Origin of the sequence: Sinomonas sp. ASV486, from assembly GCF_030908215.1 — a bacterium.
Lineage (GTDB): Bacteria > Actinomycetota > Actinomycetes > Actinomycetales > Micrococcaceae > Sinomonas > Sinomonas puerhi.
The window spans coordinates 229,597-248,341 of the sequence record NZ_JAVFJK010000006.1; the positions used below are offsets into that span (position 1 = coordinate 229,597).

The 18,745-nt window shown below is 66.8% G+C and carries 27 protein-coding genes and 1 pseudogene; 17 read left to right on the forward strand and 11 right to left on the reverse strand.

Features of this window, described 5'->3' with window-relative positions; genetic code table 11:
• Positions 1-21 precede the first annotated feature (21 nt).
• Positions 22-261 (forward strand): hypothetical protein, encoded by a 240-nt coding sequence (locus RBS60_RS10875; protein ID WP_307957564.1) that lies wholly within the window; start codon positions 22-24, stop codon positions 259-261.
• A gap of 70 nt (positions 262-331) precedes the next feature.
• Here the strand turns inward: RBS60_RS10875 and RBS60_RS10880 are convergent, their stop codons facing one another.
• The 9 genes from RBS60_RS10880 to RBS60_RS10920 all read right to left on the reverse strand — a co-directional run bounded on the left by RBS60_RS10880 (position 332) and on the right by RBS60_RS10920 (position 7,811).
• Positions 332-646: a hypothetical protein gene (locus tag RBS60_RS10880; RefSeq protein ID WP_307957565.1), complete on the reverse strand. Its 315-nt coding sequence runs from the start codon at positions 644-646 to the stop codon at positions 332-334.
• A 42-nt stretch (positions 647-688) separates the two neighbouring features.
• Positions 689-1,198: a hypothetical protein gene (locus RBS60_RS10885; protein WP_307957566.1), complete on the reverse strand. Its 510-nt coding sequence runs from the start codon at positions 1,196-1,198 to the stop codon at positions 689-691.
• Between the two features lie 521 nt (positions 1,199-1,719).
• Entirely contained in the window at positions 1,720-3,246 is a 1,527-nt protein-coding gene (locus RBS60_RS10890) for a phage major capsid protein (protein ID WP_307957567.1), read from the reverse strand.
• Between the two features lie 225 nt (positions 3,247-3,471).
• The gene (locus tag RBS60_RS10895) at positions 3,472-3,648 is read right to left on the reverse strand and encodes a hypothetical protein (protein ID WP_307957568.1); all 177 of its coding nucleotides are present in this window, start codon (positions 3,646-3,648) and stop codon (positions 3,472-3,474) included.
• 265 nt (positions 3,649-3,913) lie between these two features.
• Positions 3,914-4,063 (reverse strand): hypothetical protein, encoded by a 150-nt coding sequence (locus RBS60_RS10900; protein ID WP_307957569.1) that lies wholly within the window; start codon positions 4,061-4,063, stop codon positions 3,914-3,916.
• Positions 4,064-4,066: 3 nt separating this feature from the next.
• Positions 4,067-4,291: a hypothetical protein gene (locus RBS60_RS10905; protein ID WP_307957570.1), complete on the reverse strand. Its 225-nt coding sequence runs from the start codon at positions 4,289-4,291 to the stop codon at positions 4,067-4,069.
• A 118-nt stretch (positions 4,292-4,409) separates the two neighbouring features.
• Positions 4,410-5,648: an AAA family ATPase gene (locus tag RBS60_RS10910; protein ID WP_307957571.1), complete on the reverse strand. Its 1,239-nt coding sequence runs from the start codon at positions 5,646-5,648 to the stop codon at positions 4,410-4,412.
• 305 nt (positions 5,649-5,953) lie between these two features.
• Entirely contained in the window at positions 5,954-6,175 is a 222-nt protein-coding gene (locus tag RBS60_RS10915) for a hypothetical protein (RefSeq protein ID WP_307957572.1), read from the reverse strand.
• 190 nt (positions 6,176-6,365) lie between these two features.
• Complete coding sequence (locus RBS60_RS10920) at positions 6,366-7,811, reverse strand: recombinase family protein (RefSeq protein WP_307957573.1); 1,446 nt, start codon at positions 7,809-7,811, stop codon at positions 6,366-6,368.
• 17 nt (positions 7,812-7,828) lie between these two features.
• Between RBS60_RS10920 and RBS60_RS10925 the strand changes: the two are divergent.
• The 8 genes and pseudogenes from RBS60_RS10925 to RBS60_RS10960 form a co-directional block, all read left to right on the forward strand.
• Positions 7,829-9,052 (forward strand): annotated as a pseudogene (locus RBS60_RS10925) (YifB family Mg chelatase-like AAA ATPase); the annotation flags it as partial.
• Positions 9,053-9,063: 11 nt separating this feature from the next.
• Positions 9,064-10,461 (forward strand): recombinase family protein, encoded by a 1,398-nt coding sequence (locus RBS60_RS10930; RefSeq protein WP_307957574.1) that lies wholly within the window; start codon positions 9,064-9,066, stop codon positions 10,459-10,461.
• A gap of 342 nt (positions 10,462-10,803) precedes the next feature.
• Positions 10,804-10,959 carry a hypothetical protein gene (locus RBS60_RS10935; protein WP_307957575.1) on the forward strand — a complete coding sequence of 52 codons (156 nt, stop codon included), beginning with the start codon at positions 10,804-10,806 and terminating at the stop codon, positions 10,957-10,959.
• A 216-nt stretch (positions 10,960-11,175) separates the two neighbouring features.
• Entirely contained in the window at positions 11,176-11,301 is a 126-nt protein-coding gene (locus tag RBS60_RS10940; protein WP_307957576.1) for a hypothetical protein, read from the forward strand.
• A gap of 797 nt (positions 11,302-12,098) precedes the next feature.
• Positions 12,099-12,536 (forward strand): hypothetical protein, encoded by a 438-nt coding sequence (locus RBS60_RS10945; protein WP_307957577.1) that lies wholly within the window; start codon positions 12,099-12,101, stop codon positions 12,534-12,536.
• Positions 12,533-12,874 carry a hypothetical protein gene (locus tag RBS60_RS10950; RefSeq protein WP_307957578.1) on the forward strand — a complete coding sequence of 114 codons (342 nt, stop codon included), beginning with the start codon at positions 12,533-12,535 and terminating at the stop codon, positions 12,872-12,874. The genes RBS60_RS10945 and RBS60_RS10950 overlap by 4 nt, the downstream gene beginning before the upstream one ends.
• Positions 12,871-13,044, forward strand: a complete 174-nt coding sequence (locus RBS60_RS10955; protein WP_307957579.1) for a hypothetical protein — start codon at positions 12,871-12,873, stop codon at positions 13,042-13,044. Before RBS60_RS10950 ends, RBS60_RS10955 begins: the two co-directional genes overlap by 4 nt.
• A gap of 3 nt (positions 13,045-13,047) precedes the next feature.
• The gene (locus tag RBS60_RS10960) at positions 13,048-13,224 is read left to right on the forward strand and encodes a hypothetical protein (protein ID WP_307957580.1); all 177 of its coding nucleotides are present in this window, start codon (positions 13,048-13,050) and stop codon (positions 13,222-13,224) included.
• 61 nt (positions 13,225-13,285) lie between these two features.
• On the opposite strand, the gene RBS60_RS10965 is transcribed toward RBS60_RS10960, so the two are convergent.
• A complete protein-coding gene (locus RBS60_RS10965; protein WP_307957581.1) occupies positions 13,286-14,227 on the reverse strand; it encodes a hypothetical protein in 942 nt (313 codons plus the stop codon).
• A 252-nt stretch (positions 14,228-14,479) separates the two neighbouring features.
• Here RBS60_RS10965 and RBS60_RS10970 point away from each other — a divergent pair, with 252 nt between their 5' ends.
• From RBS60_RS10970 to RBS60_RS10980, 3 genes are all read left to right on the forward strand, one after another.
• The gene (locus RBS60_RS10970) at positions 14,480-15,073 is read left to right on the forward strand and encodes a recombinase family protein (protein WP_307957582.1); all 594 of its coding nucleotides are present in this window, start codon (positions 14,480-14,482) and stop codon (positions 15,071-15,073) included.
• Between the two features lie 196 nt (positions 15,074-15,269).
• A complete protein-coding gene (locus RBS60_RS10975; RefSeq protein ID WP_307957583.1) occupies positions 15,270-15,827 on the forward strand; it encodes a hypothetical protein in 558 nt (185 codons plus the stop codon).
• Positions 15,814-16,050 carry a hypothetical protein gene (locus RBS60_RS10980; RefSeq protein ID WP_307957584.1) on the forward strand — a complete coding sequence of 79 codons (237 nt, stop codon included), beginning with the start codon at positions 15,814-15,816 and terminating at the stop codon, positions 16,048-16,050. Before RBS60_RS10975 ends, RBS60_RS10980 begins: the two co-directional genes overlap by 14 nt.
• A gap of 56 nt (positions 16,051-16,106) precedes the next feature.
• On the opposite strand, the gene RBS60_RS10985 is transcribed toward RBS60_RS10980, so the two are convergent.
• Positions 16,107-16,313: a hypothetical protein gene (locus tag RBS60_RS10985; RefSeq protein WP_307957585.1), complete on the reverse strand. Its 207-nt coding sequence runs from the start codon at positions 16,311-16,313 to the stop codon at positions 16,107-16,109.
• 191 nt (positions 16,314-16,504) lie between these two features.
• On the opposite strand from RBS60_RS10985, the gene RBS60_RS10990 reads away from it, so the two are divergent.
• From RBS60_RS10990 to RBS60_RS11010, 5 genes are read left to right on the forward strand one after another with little or no spacing between them, the layout of a single operon-like run.
• The gene (locus tag RBS60_RS10990) at positions 16,505-16,654 is read left to right on the forward strand and encodes a hypothetical protein (RefSeq protein ID WP_307957586.1); all 150 of its coding nucleotides are present in this window, start codon (positions 16,505-16,507) and stop codon (positions 16,652-16,654) included.
• Positions 16,638-17,483, forward strand: coding sequence for a hypothetical protein (locus RBS60_RS10995; protein WP_307957587.1), 846 nt, complete (start codon positions 16,638-16,640; stop codon positions 17,481-17,483). The genes RBS60_RS10990 and RBS60_RS10995 overlap by 17 nt, the downstream gene beginning before the upstream one ends.
• Entirely contained in the window at positions 17,480-18,157 is a 678-nt protein-coding gene (locus RBS60_RS11000) for a hypothetical protein (RefSeq protein ID WP_307957588.1), read from the forward strand. The genes RBS60_RS10995 and RBS60_RS11000 overlap by 4 nt, the downstream gene beginning before the upstream one ends.
• 17 nt (positions 18,158-18,174) lie before the next feature.
• The gene (locus RBS60_RS11005) at positions 18,175-18,468 is read left to right on the forward strand and encodes a hypothetical protein (RefSeq protein ID WP_307957589.1); all 294 of its coding nucleotides are present in this window, start codon (positions 18,175-18,177) and stop codon (positions 18,466-18,468) included.
• On the forward strand, positions 18,465-18,638 hold the full coding sequence (locus tag RBS60_RS11010) for a hypothetical protein (protein WP_307957590.1): 174 nt from the start codon (positions 18,465-18,467) through the stop codon (positions 18,636-18,638). The genes RBS60_RS11005 and RBS60_RS11010 overlap by 4 nt, the downstream gene beginning before the upstream one ends.
• The last annotated feature ends 107 nt before the right edge of the window (positions 18,639-18,745 follow it).

An 18,745-nucleotide genomic window follows, 5' to 3' on the forward strand; every position in this document is an offset into this window, starting at 1 on the left:
AACACCGAGAGGGCGAGAACAATGGCAGCATCGACAGTCCAGGACCTCTTCTACTGGGACTCCAAGACGGGCAAGACCTCGAAGGCGTGGAACGTCCGCCGGGCAGACACCGTCAAGCGGTTGACCAAGCTCGCTGGGGAGGCGGAGGCCGCCGAATTCGCGGCCATGATCAAGAAGGCGCCGGATCGCCGCGAACCGTGGATGTCCAAGAGCGGTCATGTGGTTATCTTCTTCACCGAGAGGCAGGACGAGTGGGCCTGAGCCTCTGAACCCTGCCGCTGCGAAAAAGGGGCCTCCCGAAGGAGGCCCCATTTTCATGGAAGCGCGAGGATCAGACATCCTTCGGATCTGTGGCGATGTAGCCGCGCGGCGCGATCGCTTTGATGTCCGGACGCTGCGGCGCTTCGGTGATCCCCAAGAACGTTAGGGGATCCTTTCCGTCGCGGTGTATCCTCTGCCCTCCGACTGTGAGGGTTACGTCGAAGAACAATGGGGAGATCTCCCCCCGACGATTTGTCTCGACGCTGAAGCTTTCCAGTTTCCCGACCACGTAGGCGGTATCCGTCAGACCCAATCTGATCAGTTGGCCAATGTAGCCCCCATGAAGCTCAGCGGCATACACCTTGTGCTCATCTTGCTCGTTCATTAGCTCTCCCCACCCTTCGCTTGAGTGCCTCCGAAGGGAAGGCTACAGGACGGAAGAACTGCGGCGTTGAGGGTTCCAGCCACGCTTGGCCGAGGACTCGATACCCAACTCTTCTCGCACACCGTCGGCGAAACGTTCGACCGCCGAACTGTACGCCGAAACCTCAGGTATGCCTCGTGCCACAAGAGGCATCTTCTGCGCTGGAAGGTCAGCCTGCCGCAGTTGCATCAGACTCACGATTACGTCGGCATAGGCCTTGTTGACCTTGGGCGGTGCGAGGACCTCGACGCCGCTGCCGATCAGTTGGTCGGTCAAGGCCTCTATGCGGTCATCCCGAAGCCCATCGGAGTTCCTGAGGATCATTGAGGAAATCGTCTCCATCGCTCCAAGCTGCTTCATGTAGAACTCGTACATAAGCTGACGGAGCCAGATCTTGTGTTCCCGCTTCCCTGATGAGATGTGGATCATCCACGCGAAAACACCAGAGATGACCGCGCCACCGATTGCGCCACCGACTGCACTCCCGAGGAATGCGGCCCATACAGGATCCATGCCCTCAACCTAGCCGAGCGTTTACTGATATGCACCAGACATGCCGTAGTTGACTATCGGTCTTGCGATCTCGATCGACCCTTATGGCCATAGCAGGGAAGGGGTCAAAGACGCCATCAAGACGCACAGCCTTCCCCAGCGTCCTTGCTGCTCGCGCGCGAACGTGCGCGCGTGTATCGCGCGCGTGAGAGCGACGTCTTGGCCGGTCGGGCGGGCTTTCGGGCCTCAGATCCACTGCAAACGATCCACCGGCGCACAGAGCGCTACCCGGCGAAGCGCTCAGCCCCGATCTGGCCTCGGCTTTCTTGCCTGCCCCTACCCCTGCCGCGCCTTGGCTGCGGGCGCCCGGTGGCACGTGCATCAGTTGCATCGCGTCGCGGCGCAGAACGGCTCGGCGCCAGAGGGTGTCCCGGCCGCACGCGCTCCGGGAGCGAAGGCGGAGCGATGCGATCCTCTGACGCCGAGCCGTTTGGAGGGCGACGCGCACGAGGACCACTCCACAGGTGCGCGCCGCCCCGTCTCTAGGCGATGCCGCTGATCACAGACACCGCTGCGGGCCTTGCAACACCAAGAGTGAGGCGCTCGGTCGCCCGAACCTTCACGAGGCCCGACTGGAAGTCGGTGCCGCTGGAGTTGGTCATCTCGAGGGTGATGCCCTGTCGGAGGAAAGCAACGCCTGCAAGTGAGGTATTAAGAAGGACGCCGGTACCCTGAGTGAGCTGGGTCGTGGTGTGGACGGGCACCCCCCAGAGCGAATCAACGGCGACCTCCCCCGGGTTCCCCAGAAGATAGTTTCCGGTGCCGGTGGCCTTGGTGCGCCTAATGAGCGACCAGTCGCTGGGATTCAGCAGGATCGCGTCGGGCTCCGTGTAGGCGGACCCGTTGCGCAGATCGGCGATGGCCTCCTCGACAAGATCCAGGTTGTTCTCGCTGCCCTTGGCACGGGTCAGCACTCCAGCTGTCTGGAGAAGACCGCGGATGTTGGGCGCCGTACCATTCCCGTAAAGGAGTTGGTAGTTTTCCTGGTCAATTATGAGCCGAGTCAGCTCGGTGTTGACATAATCGCGAAATGATGTGAAGTCAGCTGTGATCTCATCTGTCAAGGTTGTAAAGATGCCGACCTTCTGGGCGGTCAGAATCAGCTGCGTCGTGTTCAGCACGGCCTCGGGCATCGTCTGGCCAGCGCCCACGGCGCCAGCCGTGCCGGTCGTGTTGACGCTCGGAACCGTGAAGGCCGCGCCAGCGCTGCCGGTGTCCGTGTAGGACGTGGTGCCGATGGGCTGAGCGTTGACCTTCACGCTCTCGTTGCCTGCCGTGTTGCCCCGGTACAGGTTCCAGCCGGTGACGCCGGTCGGGAAGGCGCCCACGCTCAGGGCCTGCTGCTGGTTCGCGGTCAGGGTTGCCGTAACCTCGGTGCTGCCCGTGGTCTCGCCGGTCGGCGTGACGTACGTGGCCTTCCAGAAATACGAGCCGGCGCCGAACGTGCCGCCAGCCGAGGCCGAGCCCAGAGCCAGGGTCGGCGCGGCAATCTGGTTCGAGGCCACGCTCGTGGAGCTGTGCTGCACGAACTCGATGCTTGGAGCGGACATCGCCGACGAGGGGAGCAGGTCGAGGATGCGCGTGGGCTCGTGGATCTTCGGAACGAGGCCGCCGAATTCGGGCGGCAGCTGCCCGTCCGTGGCAGTGCTCGACGTCGTGTCCTTGAGGCCGAGCTCGGCCCGGAAGTTCGAGCCCGACTTGATGCGCGCGTAGGCCTCGCGCGTGACCTCGGTGGGCATCTTGAGGCTCGGCACCGCCTTGCCACGGCGCGGGGCGTCGGGGTCGAACGTGCCGTCTTCCTCGGACAGCGCGCTGGCGCCGACCGCGAGGCGCCTTGCCTGCGCCTTGACCTGCTCGTCCGAGTAGCCGTTGAGGTCTCGCATCTTCTGGCCGATGACCGTGAGGCGCTGGACCTTCTGCGTGTTGGATAGCGTGAGATCGTCGCGGATGAGCTGCGCCTCCGCGTTCAGCTGCATCAGCCTGATCTGGTTCTGGTTGCCGGTAGGCATTGGAATGTCCCCTTGAAGGTGAATGTGGGCGATGGCCGGAAGGTCCGATGGACCCTCGATTGAGCTCGACCAGCTACATCCAGCGGCGGCGGTGGCACTCGGCGGGCGGCGGCGGCGGCATTGCTGCGGCGGCGGCGGCACCGCTCTGGCGGCGGCGGCGGGGGGACGCGAGCTAAAGCTCTTGTTCCTTGATATTCAATTGGTAGTGCACTATCACTTTAGGTTCTAGTCGCGGAGTGGGCAATCGGGCGCGTGCGCTGCGGTGCCGCACACGACGCACGGGGGGATGTCGAAGAGCAGGTTCTCCTCGGCCTCCTGTACCGCGCGGGCCTCTCGTTCGATCTGCTTGGCGTACTGGGCGATCTCTTCGTCGGAAGGCTGTGGGGCGTCTTGTGGCGTCATTTCGGGCTCCTGTGGGTACTTGTGCCGGGTTGATCGGGCGAGACCGCCACGGCGGCATCTGGAAGGGATGGGCGATCAATCAGACGGGCGCGGGCCTTGCCGTACGTCTCACCGGGCTGGATGGGCTGCTCCCCGAGGTCGGAGGCGAGGCTCCTGAGAGACCACACCAAGAAGGCGTGCTGCATCGGGGGATCGTCGTGGAGCACGCGCCCCAGCTGCTCGCGGGCCAGGAATCGCCGGATCAGCTGGGCGCGCACGGCGCGGGTCACCGGTGCTTCTTCCGGGCCGCCGCGCGGCGTGCAGCACGGTTGCACGGCTCGCCCTCGGGCGGCGGTGCCTTGGGCGACGGAGCACCATGATGATTGAGGAGGCCCTTCGGCTTCGGGAGGTTCTTTCGGCGATCCTTCTCGGTCATGTGTCAATCTCCTAGGTCGGTCTCGACGGTGATCACGAGGCGGTACGAACCGCCATGGGCGCAATGAGCCAGACGGTGGCCGAGGTCGCCGTCGAGTTCGGGGCCGCCGCTGCCGTGGAGGTGCTTCCGGCGGCAGTAGGGACAGAGCACGGTGAGCAGCCACGTGACCGGCCACTTCCTCTGGAACACGACGGACAGCACCGGGGCGACGGGGTCGGTGTCATGCATGGGTGATGGGTTCCCTTCGTGGTGGATTGAACTGTGGCCTTTGAACAACTGCGGCGGGCTTTAGCAAGCCCGCCCGCCGCAGTAGTTTGGAACTGCGGCGCGCCGTACTGCGCCATAGTTAGCCGGTGTTGCAGAACAGGTCTGTTCCGCCTCCCTTGCCCTTGTGCGGCTTGGCCACAAGGACCCCCGAAACTATGGCGGCTTCTATGGCGGCGCGAACGCTGCCGTCGGCGCCGACCACGTCCCGAACTATGGCGGTCCGGCTGACGCCCGGATTCGCCTTCACGTATTCCTCCACAGCGGCCTGAATCTCGCTCTCGCGGGCGGCCTCGGCGGCCTGCCGTGGGCCGCCCATGCCGGACAGCGAGAGCGTCAGCGTGTCCTGGTCGAAGTAGAGGGCATCCTCGGATATCTCGCTCTCGCGGTCGCTGCGGATTGTGGCGCGGAAGTACCGCGTGGGCCTTGCCTTTTCCTTGCGGAGCCAGACGAGCGAGTCGGCCCAGTCCTCAAGTGCCGTAGAGCCGCGCACATGGTCCCCCTCCCAGCCCGCATGGGCGGTGAGCACCATCTCCGTCGCGCCGACCTCCTGCCGGGCGAACCGGTCCAGATCGTTCAGCCACGCCGATACTTCGCCGGCGTCGTTCTGCGACTTCCCGGTGTAGGCGCGCCCGAACGGGTCCGCTATCAGAACCTCGACTCCGTGGAGGGAAAGCTGCTCGGCCAGCCGCGCCCGCTCGCCTGGATGGTCCAGCGGACTGGTGCGCCCGCGGAAGTTGGCGATGTAGAGCCGGTCGGGCGGGATGCCGTGCCGCTGCGCCCACTGCGCGATCTGGTGTGGGCTGACCTCGTAGTTCAGGAACCCGACGGTGCCCTGCACGGGCCGCACGAGGAACGAGCCCAGGAACGGCTCACCCGTGATGACCGAGCGGGCGAGGTTCAGGGCGAACACCGTCTTGCCGGTCTTGCGCATGGCGACGGCGAGCATGTTGGCCTCGGCCCCGAGCAGACCCTCGATGCGCGGCGGCGGCGCGGGCGGTCGGGCCAGAATGTCGGCCAGCATGCCACCATCGAGGGGCGCCATGACCCCGCGCTGCTCAGCGGCAAACCTGCCCTTGGCAGCCTCGACTACTCGGAGGCGGCGCAGCTGCTGTTCCACCTCGCGCTCGAATGACGAGCCCTCCTGCTCCTGCTGCTGCTCGTCGTGCGGCAAGGGCACGGCACCGAAATCCTCGTCCGCGGTGCTGGGCCTGCCGCTGATGTCCGCCCATCTGATGCCGAAGATCTCAAGGATCTGCTCTCGCGGCGTCGTGCAGGACCAGCAGTGGACGAGGACCTTGCCGTCGGGAAGCTCCCGCACCGACAGCGATGGATTGCGGTCGCCATGAGCGTGAGCCGGCGACGGGCAGGAAATGAGCCAATTCCGGCTCAGCTCGCCGTCCTTGAATTCCGAGGCGCTTTCTACGACCTGACGTTCGAGCCGTTCCGCCGCTGTGAGCAGGCGGTCAATGCCCCGGAGCTGCAATTCCTCGGGAGACGGAATAGGGCAGCGGTCGCGAATGTCTCCGAAACTCACCCACTGCCCATCATGGGTGAAGTACGGTAGCCTTGCATTGTCTCGGTCGGCCCCGGAGGTTTCGCCCCCTTCGGGGTCTTCCTCTGTGCTCACGCCGGATCACCGCTTACGAGCAGATCGACAATCCGCGCCACCTGAGCGTCGGTGAGCGGCGGGGCCTGCGCCACCACGCGCGCCACCTGCGCTTCGAGATTGAGGGCGCGGAGGTCGCGCTGGAGCGCCTGGACGGCGGGGCTGTCGCCCTTTCCGCGAGAGTAGGCGACGGCGATCTGGCCTGCGAGCGAGCGGGCCTTGGGATTCTTCGATGGCATTGCAGAACACCTTTGCGGCGAGCCCCGTGGGCGACGGCCCTATCGGTTTTCCGGTGTTCTGCGGAGAATGGGGAAGCGGCCTCCCCGCTGAGGCCCGATACGAATTACTGTAGCTGGCACAATGCGTCGTGACAAGCGGACTGCGCAACCGCGCTATTTCCAATCAATCAATTGCTGCGCCGCCGCGCTACTATTTCCAATCGACGCGAATATAGTCAGGATTGAAATAGGGATTGCCCGGAATGTGGCCCTTCGGCCTGCCGCGCGGCGCCGGTTCGATCGTGACGGTGGCCAGCGCGTCGATCATGCCGCGCTGCCGATTGACCGGGGCGTCGAGGTACCACTGGCCCGGGTCTGCGGCGTTCATGGCCTCTGAGAGCACGTCGCCGTCCGCGGCGGCGGACAGCTTCTGCTCGGCGTCCTCGATCAGGCCGTCCAGCCGCGCCGTGGCCGCGTGCACCTGCTGGCCGTCCAGCAGGCCGAGCGCGTAGTCGTCGCCCAGTCCCGAGAGCCGCTCCCGGTACCCCCTCAGGTCGGCCCTCAGCTTCTCCAGATCGGCGCGGTGCGGTCGCTGCTGGCTGCGTCTTGTGAGAATTCGCTCTCGAACATCGGGGGCCCGAAGGCGAGCCGCAATCACGGCATTCACGTAGGCGTCCGTCTGGGGCATGTCCCTCGTCAGGTGCGGCCCCGTCGAGCATCGGTAGATGCGGCGCACCGTCCGGCCCGTGCCCGATGTCGCGGCGGAGCGGACCCGGGCGCCGCAGACCCCGCACCGGAACAGTCCGCCGCCGAGCCACCGGACGTCGGAGCCGTACTGGGTGCGGCGCTTGGGGTCCGTGAGGATGCTGCGCACGGCGTACCACTTGTCCTCGGGGATGATCGCGGGCCACGATGCCTTCCCGGTGATCTTGCCGCCCGCCTCCATCAGCCCGGCGTTCCGTGGGCGAAGCAGGAGGCTGCGGAGCGCGATGGGGGTCATCGGCTGGGCCTTCTTGGATGAGGTCGTGATGCCTGCCGCCCGCATGTCCCGCGCCGCGCTGGCAAGGCTGCTTCCGGAGACAATCGCGTCAGCCGCGCGCTCCAGGGCTTCGGCCTCGTCGGGCCGGACAGTGACGCCGTCGGCCTCGTAGCCGAAGGGCCTGCGCCCGCCGCGCCACTCGCCGCGCGCCACGTTGTCGGCCTTGGCACGCGCCACGCGCTCAGCGGTGCGCTCGGCCTCGGCGGCGTCCCATGCCGCCACGGTGCGCGCCAGCGCTCGCCCATCCGCGGTCGAGAGATCATACTGGCCGGACACGACGGTGCGGATCAGCACGCCGGTCTCGTCGTGCAGCCGGATCAGGGCTTCCCACTCCAGTGGGCGACGCGTGAGGCGGGAATTGCTGTACGCCAGGATCACCCCGAACAGGCCAGCGCGCACACCCTTGATCAGTTCTTCGTAGCGCGGGCGCGCCTTGCGGGACTTGGTGCTGGCGCCAGTGTCGTTCTCCACGAACACGCGGGCCACTTCGAGGCCGAGCCGCGCCGCCAGCGCGCGGCAGTCCGCTTCTTGCCGTTCGACGCCGAGTGCCTTGCCCTCTGGGTCGCTTGAGATGCGGCAGTACACCGCTGCCGCCGCTGCTGCTGTGGGCTGTGCCATAAATGCCATTGTAAAGGTTTGGCCTGGCCATCGCTGTCGCTTCTCTCGCGGCGGCCGAGGACCTCAGGCCGCCCGCCGGCGTCGTCTTCCTGGCCGAGCTGGGGCTCGACGGGCAGCTGCGGCCTGTACGCGGAGTCCTTCCCGCCGTGATGGCAGCCGTCCGGGCTGGCCGGCCCGACGTGGTGGTCGCTGCGGCGAATGCGCAGGAGGCTTCGCTTGTCCCAGGGGTGAGGGTCCATGCCTACGAATCGCTGGGTCAGCTCGCACTGGAACTCGGGGCCGACCCGAAGGCCGTCTCGGTGCCGCCCGAACACGATACCGGGCGAACCGAGGCTGCGAGGCAGCAGGTGCCAGTACCGCTCGCCGCACCGGACCTGCGCGACGTCGCCGGACAGCCTGAGGCCCGTACAGCGATCGAGGTGGCTGCCGCGGGAGGCCACCACATCATGCTCGTCGGACCGCCGGGTGCCGGGAAGACGATGCTCGCGGAGCGCCTTCCCGGCATTCTGCCGGATCTCGACGACGAGGCTGCGATGGAGGTGACGGCAATCCACTCCCTATCCGGTATCCCCGGGACGGGCAGCGACCTGATTCGACGCCCTCCGTTCGAGAGCCCGCACCATACCGCGAGCGCGCCCGCGATCATCGGCGGCGGCTCCGGAATTCCGAGACCCGGCGCAGCTTCGCGTGCCCACCGTGGGGTGCTGTTCCTCGACGAGGCTCCCGAGTATGAACGACGCGTCCTGGACTCGCTGCGCCAGCCACTCGAGAGCGGTGAGCTCGTCATCCACAGGGCGGCGGGCGCGGCCGCCTACCCTGCTAGATTCCAGCTCGTCCTCGCAGCCAATCCTTGCCCGTGCGGCCAGGGAAGCGGCAAGGGACTCGACTGCACGTGCACTGCCCAGTCGAAGCGGCGGTACTTCGGACGCATCTCGGGCCCGCTCCTCGACCGAGTGGACATCCAGCTGCCCGTCAACAGGCTCTCGGCGGTGGACTTCGGCGCCGGTACGACTGGCGAGGCGACGGCGGTCGTGGCGCCGCGCGTCCTCGAGGCGCGACGCCGGCAGCTGGACCGGTTGGGTCCATACGGCCTCGAGACGAATGCCCAGGTTCCCGGGCGCCTGCTCCGTGGTCAGCTCAGGCTCGACCCGGGCGCCACGAGGTTGTTGGACCGGGCGATGGCCAATAACACACTCACGGCCCGTGGATTCGACAGGGTCCTCCGCCTAGCTAAGACGCTAGAATAGCAGATGTGGATGCGATCGTATACCTCAGAATCAGCCAGGACCGCACGGGTGAGCAGGCGGGCGTCGGGCGGCAGCGAGACGCCTGCCTACAACGTTGCGAGGAGCGCGGCTGGACGGTTGTCGCGGTCGAGCAGGACAACGACGTCTCCGCGGCGGGCAAGCGCCGCCGGCCCGGGTTCGAGGCCATGCTGAACGCGATCGAGAATGGGCGCGCCCAGTTCGTCGTGGCGTGGGACCTCACCCGCCTACAGCGCAATCGGCGGGACGAACTCCGTCTCTACGAGGCGTGCAAGGCCGCAGAGGCGGGGCTGTCCCTCATCAACGGGCCGGAACTGGACTTCAGGACAGCCACAGGGCGCCTCGTGGCCGATCAGCTGGGCTCGCTGGCCAGATATGAGATCGAACTCAAGTCAGACCGCCAGGCGGCCGCACAGGCCCAGGCTGCACGCAAGGGGAGGCGTTCGGGTGGACGCCGTCCCTTCGGCTACGAGTCGGACGGACTGAAGGTGCGCGAGGTGGAGGCGCAGGCGATCCGGGAAGGCTATGCCGCGGTGCTCGCGGGGGAGAGCCTCGGGGAGGTCGCTCGGAGGTGGAACGCCGCCGGCCTCCTGCCCGAGCAGAAGCGCTACGCGGAGGGCCACAAGGGCAGCGCCTCCCAATGGCGGCGGGACAGCGTTCGCGTAGTGCTCCTGAATCCGCGGAACGTCGCCAGGAGGGCATACAAGGGCGAGGTGGTCGCGGATGCCGTCTGGCCGCCGATTGTGGACGTCCCCACGTTCGAGGCCGTACGGGCAGTGCTGACCAATCCCGACCGGCGCCGACGGACCGCTACAAGCGCGCGGCGGCTGCTCTCCGGTGTCGCGGTGTGCGGCCTCTGCGGGGCGACGGTCCATGCAGGGGGCACGACGCGGCCCGGGGTCGCCAACTACCGGTGCTCGGGCTCCACGGGCCACTTCGCACGCATGGCCGAGCCTGTGGAGGACTACGTCGCCCGCATCGTCGTCGCGAGGCTGTCCATGGCCGACGCCAGGGAACTCGTGTCATCAAGAGACCACCCCGACGCCGACCGGCTGCTCGCCGAGTCCAACGGCATCCGGGAGCGGCTCGACTGGCTGGCCGCGCAGTACGCAGTGGGCCAGATCACCGATTCCCAGCTTGCCACCGGCACCAAGATCCTCCGGGAGCGCGACGCCGAGATCCAGGCCACCCTGGCCGACGCTGGCAAGGTGGACGTCCTGGGCCCACTCATCGCCGCGGAGGACGTGCAGGAACAGTGGGACGGGCTCAGTACGTCCTCACAGCGTCGAGCCATCGACACCCTCATGACGGTCACGATCTACCCTCCGGGAAGGGGCACCCGGACGTTCCGTCCCGAGACCGTGACGATCGAATGGAAGGTCTGATACTGATCTGGCATCAATCAGCGGCCCGTCAAGTCATGTTCAGGATGGCTGGGCGGGTCGCTTTCTGCTGCCAGCAATTCGTAGCTATTGCCAGCCACTGCTAGCCGCAATTCCCAAGAATTCCTATTCGGGCTATCCCGCTGGCTGGCCGGGTAATTGCCTGTTGGTCATCGAACGGCACTTTCATACACTCAAGATAGAGGCGATAAAGAAAAGCTTCGCTTCGGCGGAAAGGCAATTCGGCCCAGACCGCCCGTTCTAAGGAGTCATGTCCGACCCAAGCCAGCACCCAGCCGGGTCAACCCGGTAAGCAGCCCAGTCAAACTCTTCAGCATCGCCGACGTGCAGTCGATGTACGGCGTCTCCCGCGGATGGGTCCTTCTACGCATCAAGGACGGATCCCTGACGCCGCTCAAGCTCGGCCGATTCGTCAAGTTCACAGCGGATGAGGTCTACGGGCTCGTGAAGGGCCCTGACGGCAAGGGGGCCTTCCAGTGAGCGCGGCGGACATTGAGGCCGCCGTCGCCCGTATCGTTGCCCAGGCCCCGCCGCTGAGCCCCGAGCGCCTGGCCCAGCTCGCCGCGATCCTGCGGACCGCCAAGTCGGGCCGGTGATTATGTGGCAGATGCCGAACAGAACGGAAGACGTCCTACCGCATGGGGGAACGGTAGGACGTCTCCGACGGTCACCATCGCCAAATGGGCCGATCCAATTGTGCCACGCGACCTCGACACCCTCGCGTATGACCGAGGCCTCGCCGACGGGCTAGCCCTAGCCGCGCGCATGGCCCGGGCCGAGGACATGCTGGACCACCTCGCCGACGACGGGGGGCACGCGTGAGCACCCGCGACGCAAGAGCAGGTGGGGCAGCAGCCCCGCCGCCGGTTCCGTTCCACACATGGTGCACCGCGCTATGGGCCAGTGACCTCGCCCCCACCACGAAGCTCGTAGGTCTATGCCTGGGGTTCCACGCTGACAACAGGACCGGGCGCAATGCCCGCCCGGGCATCGACGCGCTCGTCACGAAGACTGGCGTAGGCCAGAGCCAGGTGAGGCAGCACCTGAAGGTGCTCGCGGCGCGCGGGTTCATCGTCCAGGAGACCCGTGGTGTCAACAGGGGCAACCAGGGTGCACGGGCGAGCCGCTATCGGCTCGCGATCCCGGACCAGGGCGACGTGCAGACCGACACAGGCACCACAGCAGTCCCGGAACCGGGGACGTCCACCACAACCGGCAACCCACTTCCGGTTGTACCAACGGCACCCGACGACAGCACAACCGCCGGTGGGTCGGCGGTTGTGCCCCCATCCGCAACCGCCGGTGGATCAGCGGTTGCGGATGCCACAACCGCCGGTGGACCGACGGTTGTACAACCGCCGGTTTCGGAGTCCACAACAGCCGGTGGACCGGCACCTACCAGCACAGGACCAGCTCATGCTTCTTTCTCACCTACCAGCTCGAAGACTTTGGGAACGTCACCATCTCCGGAAGTCTCACCAGCGCGCGAGGACGAACACGAACAGGCCGCTGCACACGAAGCCCTCGAACGACGACGGCCAGGGACCCGGAAGACCGAGCCCGAGGACCACGACCTCGAAGAGACCCACCCCGCCGACACCGCCGACAAGGAGCCTGCCATGTACACCGAACCCGCCGGGTGGGACGACATCCCACCGAACGACGACGAGCCACTCGACCCCGAAGAGGAAGAGCGCCTCAAGCGCCTGCCATGGCGACGCGGACGCAGCACCGGCCACCAGCCCGACCACGGCACTCCGTCCTGGATGACCGACCCCCGCATCGACCCCTGGGGCGGCAGCGCCGTCGGCACACCACCGCCGTCCGGACCAGAACCCGAGACGGCCGGACATCCGACTTCGGAAATTCCGAAGGTCCGGACCTACCCCGAGCCCACCCACGACCAGATCGCCGCAGCCCGCGCCGACGGCTGGGGCATCGTCGAAGACCAGCAGCCCACCATCCGCACCACCACAGCCGACGAGACCGGCCCAGAAGAGCCCTGGGGACTCATCCCACTCCCCGAACCCGAGACGACGACACGGAGCACCCGATGACCGCCGAACGACCCCTCATCGACCCGGCCAGGCACTGGTCGATGAGCCCGAGATACCGCATCGCCGAATGCGTGAACCATCTAGGCGAGGCGAGTTACTGGATCCTGGACACCGAGGGCCCCAGCGAAGTCACCGTACAGATCCCCACCCACGAGCGGCTAGGGAAGCTCCCCAGGGACATCCGCGACCGGCTCGGCCTGCTGTGCGGCGCCCAGACCCACTCAGGAGCCCCCTGCCGGGCCCGCGTCAACGCATTCGGCACCCACTGCCCCCGCCACAGCAGCAAGCCAGCACAGGGCAGCCTGCCGCTCGAAGAACAGCAGGAGATGAACCCGTGAACTACGCTGCCCGCGGCCAAGGCCGCGAAGCCTCCGAAAACCAAGACCTCCGCGACGAACTCGCCGAGGCACACGCCGACGCCCTGTACTGGCGAACCCTGTACCTCGCCACCAGGGCATCACTGGAAAAGTTCTACCGTGCCTCCCGCGGCATCACGACGGAGGACTGACCCGTGGCCAAGCAGAAGCACGACACCGGAGTCAAGAAGCGCCGCGCACGCGAACTCGACGCCAAGATCAAGCAGATCCTCAACAGGGCGGCTGCACACCGCGCATGGGGACGCAGGCAGCGCGCACAAGACGCCGCCCTAGACCTCGACGCCCTACGGGACCGCCTCGAACGGATGTGAGTCCGACCCCTTATGCAGGGTTCGGGTTGAGGTCAGAGATCCGGAGCAATCCGGGGGGGCGCTACATCATACCGATCGCGTGCTGCGTGAGGGCCGTGAACGCATCAACGGCCCACTGCACGGTGCCGGTCGCAGCAAGGTCGGCAAGCTTTGCGACGAGGCCCTTGATGATGCCAGTACGAGGACTCTCCTGCTGTATCTCCTCGTCAAGGTCATCGACCACACCGCGTGCCTCGGCCTCGGCGTCTCGGGAGATGCCCATCGACGACGAGTTCAACAGCGCCCGCGCCGAGTCGATAACCTTGGCAACCTCATCGACTTGGTTCTGCGTCAGAGTGTTCGACTGGTTCACATGACTGCTGGCGACCGAGAGGTTCACACCCTGCGAGCCGGTGACATTGATGTTGTTCACTGTGATTCCTGCCCCTGTGAGTGCAGCACTTGCCGACTGCACCGTCTCGACTGCGTCAATCCCCGCCGATGTAATCGATGGTCGCAACAAGCTGCCGACATACGTGCGGTGTCCCTTGATGTACCCCTTCTCAAGCAGCCAGTCAGCCGCCCTGCGAACCTCGTCCTCGGTGTACTGCGAGCCGAGGTAGCTGGAGGTCGGCGACAACAGGAAGTCCTGGACTCCCGAAGGCGCTGAGCCCGAAAGGTTGGCCTCGTAGAGCCATCGAAGCAAGGCGTCCCGAGCCTCTTTGTAGCGGCGCACCGGGTCCGTTTGGAGTTGCTGGAACTCCCGTGCGGCATCGATGCCCGGTTGCTTCAGCACCACCGACCCGATCCCCGAATACGTGGGCCAGAACTCGATCCAGCCTCTGGACTGAAGGGCCTCCAAGTCACCCCCGAGGCTTGAATCTGTGAATCCCCAACGTGATGGGTCGGCTTCCAGGTCCCCGATCTCGACCTGGTGGTCCACGGTGGGTTCGAATCCGCCCAGGACTGTCATGAGATGCAACTGCCGCAGGCCTGAACCCGACTGAGCGAGTGCTTCGATCATGCTCTACATTCCCCCTAAGTGAGTGCGATGAGGCCCACCATAGCCCAACCCATCGCCCGCCCAGCCGCCCACCCGCCGCAGTGCTCGAATGCCGCGCCCAGGCGTGCGCGCGCGTGTGCGAACGCGAATCATTCTCACCCTGTGGCGTCGTGTTGGGGTACTCCCGAATGCAACGCGGTATTCCAACAAAGCTATGCGGTGCAGTAGGGCCAATTACTGGATTGCGCGACACGTGAGGCGTAGACTTAAGACATGATGCAACAGGCGAAGGGTCAGACCGTCGCGTACATCCGCGTCAGCACCCTCGACCAGAACCCCGTACGCCAGTTCGAGGCCGTCGGCGAAGTGGACCGCGTGTTCGAGGACCGTATCTCCGGCGGCAGCCGTGACGGCCGTACAGCCCTCCAGGAGATGCTCGGCTACATCCGCGCCGACGACCTCGTGCGGGTCGCTTCAATGGACCGGCTGGCCCGCTCATTGATCGACCTCAAGGCGATCGTCGGCGAGATCGTGGCCAAGGGTGCCGCAGTGCAGTTCGTCAAGGAGCGCCTCACGTTCGAGCCCGGCGCCGAGGACAAGTTCGCTGTCTTCCAGCTGCACGTGCTGGGCGCAGTGGCAGAGCTTGAGCGCTCACTGATCAAGGAGCGACAGGCAGACGGCATCAAGGCAGCCAAGGCACGCGGCGTGTACAAGGGCCGAGGTCGAGCACTCAAGCCAGCACAGCTCACAGAAGCCCGCCAGCTCATCGCTGACGACCTCCCCAAGGCCGAGGTGGCCAGGAGGCTCGGCGTGGACCGTTCGACCCTGTACCGGGCGCTGAGCAGGGCCGAGAGGGAGCCCCTGTGAGGGGCCACCCCCAGGGTGGGGGTACCTGCCCGGCCACAGAACCCCCACCGGCACGGAGCCCCCACGGGCCAGCCAGGGCCCCAGGGGTGGGGGGTGGAATCTATCCGGAGTGGTGCCGCCAACCCGGACTACCCCCTCGACGTGTACGCCACGTGCGCGCGTAGCCCGAGGTTTTCATCGAACAACTAGGAGTTTTGTGAGCGAAGAGGTTGAGAAGCGTCCACCGTGGAGTCGTGCACCGTTCGCGAAGGGCCACACGAAGTCTGTGCAGCACGGCGCCCGCAGTGAGCGCATGTTGGCGCCGTTGGCCGCGGAGATCGAGGCGGAGGCGCGGGCGAGCAGTGACTGGCCGGCCCATCTCGACGATGCGAGGTACTCCGCCGAGGTCGCGAGCTGGTGCTGGAGCGAAGCGGTGTGCGCGAGGCTCAGGGAGTTCTTGGCCGGGTCGGACCCGTTGGAGTGGCTCCAGGAGACCCAGGACACGGACGAGAGCGTCCAGGTGTCCGAGGGTGGCAGCAGTCGCCGTCGCGCGCGGACGGTGAGGCAGCAGAGCGCGCTTGAGCAGCTGGGCAGGTGGGAGCGCACAGCGGGGCAGCGGCGTGCGGCGCTGGGCTTGACGCCGGTGAGCGCCGCGAAGCTTAGCCGCGACTTGATGCTGGCGAGGAAGTCCGCCTCCGGCATGGACATGGCGAGGCTGATAGAGCAGGCGCAGGCTGAGGATCTTGGGGAGGTGGAGTCCGGTGACGCCGAGTGAGGCCCTCCAGCTCGTGCTGGACCTCGCGGCGGCGTTCGACCGTGACGACCTGCCGTCGGTGAGGCTCCTGCTGGCGGCCCGGTCGCGCGATGAGCTGGCGTTCGTGCTGCTGTCCGCGGTCCAGGTCGCCATGAAGGTTTCCCTGGACCTGGCCGAGGAGCCGGTGGGTCCGATGGGCCCGATGCTGGCCGCCGTCGAGGTCTTGCGGGAGGCCATGGAATAGGGAAATTCACGCGCACGCCTGGCAGGAGCCCTTTTTTGCGGCTGGGCGACCCAGAATCAGGCTTCTCCCGGCTTTTCAGGGCAGGGGTGGTGTGATTGCCTTAATAGGGGGGTCGAATCGCTCTGCGGGGCTCCTGTGGCTTTTCTCCTCGCGAGGGTGCTGACCCGATCAGCGAGGCCCATGGCGAATTCGTCCAGCTCGTCCTCGGACATCTCGTCGATGTCCTTGTCCGGCCGGAGGAAGAACCGCTCGTTCTCAGCCATGGTGGCTGTCCCTTATCTTCGATAGCACCCTATTAGCATAATTGAGTTTCCTCCCATTCGCTCATACAATTGAGACCGGAAGCAATTCCCCCGAACCGACCCCCCTCTTGGAGTTATGTGGCCCCTTCCAAACTGAAGATCACCAAGCCGGAGACAAGCGTCTCCGGCTTTTGCGCGCCTGGGAGGCCGTGATGCAGGTTGACCTCGACCCCAAGACCTACGAGCGGATCAAGATGATCGCCCGTCGCGAGGACCGCCTCATCAAGGGCGTCGTGCGGCGCGCCATCGAGGCGGCTTACCCCGAGGACGCAGAGGAGGCCCGCGATGACGGCGATCGCTGAACCCGAACTCCTGGAGCCGACGGAGGCGCCCGGGGCCGAACTGAGGCCGTACTACCGCCTCACCGTCACCGACGAACAAGTTCTTGCGTATGCCCGCCTGGCGGACGCCGCGGAACGCGCCCGGGAGGCGCTGGCCCGGCTGAAGAACCGGCGCGACGAAGTGGACCGGCAGCTCGCGGACCTCGCGGCCGAGGTCCAGACCCGTGCCGCCCAGAGGGCCGCGGCTGAGGCCGACGCAGACGCAGCCGCCGACCGCGGCGACGTCGATGCGGTCGCGGCGGCGACCAGTTACCTCGGCGCACTCGACCGTGTCGAGAAGGCCCGGGCGCTCCGCACCGAGGCTGTGCGCGCCGATGCGGCCAAGGTTGCCGAGCAGATCGCGACGGCCGCCCAAGAGGCCCAGGAGGCCGCCGATGCACTCGCGGCGGCGCCGATCGGCGTTCCCCGGAGTGATGTCGATGCGGTCGCCAGGGGCCAGATCGTGGCACTCGTCGAGGCGTGGCCGGGCGATGACCTTGTGCACTTCGTCGAGACGGTGCTCCCGCGGATTCCTGACTTGGTCGCGGCGTACGCACAGGAGGACCCCGAGGGCTTCATGGCATGCGTCCCACGTGGCGGCCCCGACACACCCGAACCGGCCCCGCACGAGATCACGCCCGAGGAGGCCGCCCAGGTCCTCGCCGAGCACCGGCGAGAACAGAACGCGGCTTCCTGGAATGCCGCGGCTCAGGCTCGCGACGCGGCCCAAGGGCTGGCCGTGAGCGTGCCCACACCCGCCCAGGAGACAGCGGCGACCGAGTGGGCGTGGATGACCGGAGGCACCCAGTGATACCGGAAGACACCATCACTTTCGACGTCCCGATCACTAAGGCGATCGCGGCCGACGCGGCGCCAGACTCCACCGTCTACGTCGAAGGCCTGTGCACGGATGATGATCTCGATCTCGACTCCCAGATCATCGACCGCGACTTCGCCATCAAGGGCCTGGGCACGTGGTTCGCGGACTGGGGGAACGTCCGGGTCATGCACTCCCCGAACCTCGCGCCCGCTGGCAAGGCGGTGCAGATGGAGGTCCGGCCGGAGGGCATCTGGGTCCGGACCCACGTCGTCGAGCCCACCGCGGTGCAGCTCGTCAAAGCGGGCGTGTACTCCGCGTACTCCGTGGGTGTCTCCCAGCCAAGGGTGGTCCACGACCGGATCGCGAAGAATGGCCGCGTCGTGGACGGCATCTTCTCGGAGATCTCCCTCGTGGACTTCCCCGCGAACCCGCGCTCACGGTTCACGCTCGCGAAGCGGGCCCACAGCGGCCTCATCGAGGTGGTCGAGAAGATCGTCGGCGCACCCGAGACCCTCGCGGACCGCGTCCGGCGACTCCAGGACCGCGAGCTTGAGGAACTGGTCCGCCAGGCACGGCACCCGAACTCGGACATCGCCCGCCCCGCCCTCGGAATCCTCATCAACAAGGTCGGGCCGATCACGGCCGCCGACCTCGTCAACGGCTAAGAGAAAGGACACACGTCATGGACAACACCCCAACCGCCCCCGCCCCGCCTCAGCCGGACCCCGACGCGGCTCGCATGAGCCCGTCGTCCACCGACTGGCAGCACGGCGACGTCATGGCCCGCCTCGGCGGCGTCCACATCGTCCCGGGCATCGCCCCGACCGGCGAGGTGACCAAGGGACCCGATGGTGACAGGGCCCTCGCCTCGAACCTGTCCGGTGTGCCGCTCGCGACCGCAGTGTTCGCCAGCGCCCGGAGCCGTCCGACCCCGGTGGACCCCGAAGCACTCCCACGGCTGGGAGGTGCCGAATGAGCGGCGTCCAGCACCGTGACGGCGCCTCCGGGCAGATCGTCAGCGGACCCCCGCACGACTCGCCGACCGAGGTAACGCATCCGGACAACTCCAGCTCGGAGGCGTTCAGACGCTCGTTCCAGCGCGCGCCGCTCACCGAGGGCCGGGCGGCCCCGGCCCCGTCCGACTGACCACCACAGCTTCCGGCGCCGGGGCTCCTGACCCGGCCCCGGGGACCGCACCAATGCCATGAGGCGGCCCGCCACGACGAGGACAGCGGCACCTAGACCGGGCGAAT

Coding starts and splice junctions, on each gene's coding strand:
- RBS60_RS10875 (WP_307957564.1), top strand. CDS start 22: ATGGCAGCATCGACAGTCCAGGACCTCTTCTACTGGGACTCCAAGACG.
- RBS60_RS10880 (WP_307957565.1), bottom strand. CDS start 646: ATGAACGAGCAAGATGAGCACAAGGTGTATGCCGCTGAGCTTCATGGG.
- RBS60_RS10885 (WP_307957566.1), bottom strand. CDS start 1,198: ATGGATCCTGTATGGGCCGCATTCCTCGGGAGTGCAGTCGGTGGCGCA.
- RBS60_RS10890 (WP_307957567.1), bottom strand. CDS start 3,246: ATGCCTACCGGCAACCAGAACCAGATCAGGCTGATGCAGCTGAACGCG.
- RBS60_RS10895 (WP_307957568.1), bottom strand. CDS start 3,648: ATGACGCCACAAGACGCCCCACAGCCTTCCGACGAAGAGATCGCCCAG.
- RBS60_RS10900 (WP_307957569.1), bottom strand. CDS start 4,063: ATGACCGAGAAGGATCGCCGAAAGAACCTCCCGAAGCCGAAGGGCCTC.
- RBS60_RS10905 (WP_307957570.1), bottom strand. CDS start 4,291: ATGCATGACACCGACCCCGTCGCCCCGGTGCTGTCCGTCGTGTTCCAG.
- RBS60_RS10915 (WP_307957572.1), bottom strand. CDS start 6,175: ATGCCATCGAAGAATCCCAAGGCCCGCTCGCTCGCAGGCCAGATCGCC.
- RBS60_RS10920 (WP_307957573.1), bottom strand. CDS start 7,811: ATGGCACAGCCCACAGCAGCAGCGGCGGCAGCGGTGTACTGCCGCATC.
- RBS60_RS10945 (WP_307957577.1), top strand. CDS start 12,099: ATGTACACCGAACCCGCCGGGTGGGACGACATCCCACCGAACGACGAC.
- RBS60_RS10950 (WP_307957578.1), top strand. CDS start 12,533: ATGACCGCCGAACGACCCCTCATCGACCCGGCCAGGCACTGGTCGATG.
- RBS60_RS10965 (WP_307957581.1), bottom strand. CDS start 14,227: ATGATCGAAGCACTCGCTCAGTCGGGTTCAGGCCTGCGGCAGTTGCAT.
- RBS60_RS10970 (WP_307957582.1), top strand. CDS start 14,480: ATGATGCAACAGGCGAAGGGTCAGACCGTCGCGTACATCCGCGTCAGC.
- RBS60_RS10985 (WP_307957585.1), bottom strand. CDS start 16,313: ATGGCTGAGAACGAGCGGTTCTTCCTCCGGCCGGACAAGGACATCGAC.
- RBS60_RS10990 (WP_307957586.1), top strand. CDS start 16,505: ATGCAGGTTGACCTCGACCCCAAGACCTACGAGCGGATCAAGATGATC.
- RBS60_RS10995 (WP_307957587.1), top strand. CDS start 16,638: ATGACGGCGATCGCTGAACCCGAACTCCTGGAGCCGACGGAGGCGCCC.
- RBS60_RS11005 (WP_307957589.1), top strand. CDS start 18,175: ATGGACAACACCCCAACCGCCCCCGCCCCGCCTCAGCCGGACCCCGAC.
- RBS60_RS11010 (WP_307957590.1), top strand. CDS start 18,465: ATGAGCGGCGTCCAGCACCGTGACGGCGCCTCCGGGCAGATCGTCAGC.